We start from the raw sequence: 2778 nt of genomic DNA on the forward strand, positions 1-2778 counted from the left end.
TAAGTAATAAATGAATTTTTGAAAGTCATCTGATGTGCTGGCTTTTTTCTTTTGACTAAAATTGGCGATTTTCTCCTGACCCGGAATGGTTAAATTAACCTGACGCTAACAATATAAACTAGTTCTATTAATTTATACAAAGAATTTTATTAACTTTCTTTGGTACTTTTATTATATCGTATTATTCTGCTCATTCATAAAAATAGAAATATACCTATGTTTTAAAAAATTTAACATGCATGTGTTTCAAGATTACAAGACAATAATTCTATTTCCGATTCATCAAAGTGATAAGCGATAAGTTGTCCCTTCCATACCCGAACGATGCTGGAATAATCCATAAATTCCCAATACAGCAAAAAAAAGTATACAATCTTTCGACTGTATACTATTTCCAATGGTGGTCCCAGGCAGAATCGAACTGCCGACACAAGGATTTTCAGTCCTTTGCTCTACCGACTGAGCTACAGGACCATTGGTTGCGAGGGAAGGATTTGAACCAACGACCTCCGGGTTATGGGCCCGACGAGCTACCAGGCTGCTCTACCTCGCGACAAGATATTTTTTGAGAAAAGCGGAGGAACTGGGATTCGAACCCAGGCGCCGGTTGCCCGACCTACCGGTTTTCAAGACCGGACCCTTCAACCACTTGGGTATTCCTCCATGTAAGTGGACCCTGAAGGACTCGAACCTTCGACCAGTCGGTTATGAGCCGACAGCTCTGACCAACTGAGCTAAGGGTCCAAGTTTGAGCTTTTCTCAAAAGTTATGGTAGCGAGGGTGAGACTCGAACTCACGATCTTCCGGGTATGAACCGACCGCTCTAGCCAACTGAGCTACCTCGCCATAACATGGTCGGGATGGCAGGATTCGAACCTGTGACCCCTTGATCCCAAATCAAGTGCACTACCAAGCTGTGCTACATCCCGATGAATATGGTGCGCCGGACAAGAGTCGAACTCGCAACCTTTTGATTCGTAGTCAAATGCTCTATCCAGTTGAGCTACCGGCGCGTTTTGCACTGAACAGTGCCTAAATAATATATCAAACTTTCTTGAAGAATGCAAGTGTTTTTTTAAACATTTTTTTCATTCTTTTTTAACCAAACCCTTGGCGCTTGTTTATTATAGCAAATATATTTTATTTGTATAGTTTTATTTTTAATTATTTTTTACATTCATTTTCAAAGTTATATTTTCTGCATAAATATGCGTTAAAAAAAATGAGCAGATTTTGCTCATTTTTTCTAAGACCAGAAGATCCAGTTAACAATATAGCCAGATATTACTGCTACTAAAGTAAATGGAACACCAATTCTCATAAAATCTTTTGTACTGACTTCATACCCTTCTTTTTGAAGAATACCAATTCCTGTGATATTTGCAGAAGCTCCTACTGGTGTCAGGTTTCCACCAAGCGTAGCTCCAATCAATAAGCCAAAATACAGAAGATATGGTTCTACACCCATTGATGAGGCAATACCACTGACAACAGGAAGCATTGTTGCAACATATGGAATATTATCAACAAAAGCACTTATTACAACAGAAGCAAATACGATTAACGTATACATGCCAAATAAAGAATTACCGCCAACTTTAACAAACGCTTCTGCAATCGCATCAATTACACCTGCTTCCGTAATACCGGCAATAACAATAAACAACCCAGCTAATAACAGTAATGTCTGATAATCAAACTTTTCTTTAAAGATTTCTACAAGAAATGCTGTACTCTTTTGACGAATACTTTCATATATACATCCAATTACCGCAAATGCCATACAGATCAAACCATTTGTAATTGATGGCTTATCTGGAAACTGACTGGCAAAAATCAGAGACAGCACAACACCAATCATCAATACAGATGGAACATGATCTTCTACAACTGTTGTAACTTCCTGATGTACTGGATCACTGTTTTTTCTAAAGATATATAGAAGAATAGGAATTGTCATCAATGCCCCTACTTCTGTAGGCAGACAGATTGATGGTCTTCCTAAAAACACAAAGAAATCATTAAAACTCATATTTGCTGCAGCACCTAGAAGAATACTTGTCGTATCTCCAACAAGTGTTGCTGCACCCTGCAGGTTACTTGATACCGCAATAGAAATAATAACCGGTACTGGATTTGTATCTAGTTTTCTACATACTTCCAATCCAATTGGTGCAACCATCAAGACAGTCGCAACATTATCTACAAATGCACTGACGACTCCTGCAAATAAAGACAAGGCAACAACTGCCCACTTTACATTCGGAACAATCTTCAATAGCTTTTCAGCCATTCTCATAGACATGTTACTTTCAATAAACAACTCCACAACAATCATGATGCCTGAAAGCATCAAAATAATATTCCAGTCAACCGCAAAGAACACTTTTGAAACAGGCAATATCCCTGTCACCACAAAAATACATGCAGTTACTAACGCTGTAATATATCGATAATCTGGAAGCGCCAGTAGGCACACGTACATTCCAGCAAATAAAATCAACGCAAACGTCATATAATCCCCCTTCAATCTCGAATATTCTATCAAAATCCATACAAAAAGAAATATACACTTCAGCATTTTTGAAAAATTATTAATTTTGTATTAATAGACGTGCAATTTAAGCATGGATAACGGATAATTATCTTATAAAAACGCAGGAGAACAAGTGTGAAACATTATGCTAAGTAGCAGACATGACAAAAAGAAGTGGTTATCCACTTAGTTAAATTCAAGATGAAGAAGAGATAAGTTTAGATGTATCAAATCCTTGAGAT

Annotated in this window: 1 protein-coding gene and 7 tRNA genes; all 8 read right to left on the reverse strand. The window is 37.6% G+C overall.

The features are described 5' to 3' along the window. Positions 1–398 precede the first annotated feature (398 nt). Positions 399–474, reverse strand: a tRNA-Phe gene (locus ACTND6_RS10720). 2 nt (positions 475–476) lie between these two features. Then, positions 477–553, reverse strand: a tRNA-Met gene (locus ACTND6_RS10725). Between the two features lie 22 nt (positions 554–575). Continuing rightward, a tRNA-Ser gene (locus ACTND6_RS10730) sits at positions 576–663 on the reverse strand. A 7-nt stretch (positions 664–670) separates the two neighbouring features. Beyond that, positions 671–744 (reverse strand) — tRNA-Ile (locus ACTND6_RS10735). Positions 745–769: 25 nt separating this feature from the next. Next, positions 770–846 (reverse strand) — tRNA-Met (locus ACTND6_RS10740). Positions 847–852: 6 nt separating this feature from the next. Next, a tRNA-Pro gene (locus ACTND6_RS10745) sits at positions 853–929 on the reverse strand. A 7-nt stretch (positions 930–936) separates the two neighbouring features. Beyond that, positions 937–1013: transfer RNA gene (locus tag ACTND6_RS10750), tRNA-Arg, on the reverse strand. Positions 1014–1246: 233 nt separating this feature from the next. Then, complete coding sequence (locus tag ACTND6_RS10755) at positions 1247–2515, reverse strand: SLC13 family permease (protein ID WP_441024204.1); 1269 nt, start codon at positions 2513–2515, stop codon at positions 1247–1249. Positions 2516–2778: the final 263 nt, after the last annotated feature.

It is taken from the genome of Bulleidia sp. HCP3S3_C9 (assembly GCF_052064035.1).
GTDB lineage: Bacteria > Bacillota_I > Bacilli_A > Erysipelotrichales > Erysipelotrichaceae > Bulleidia.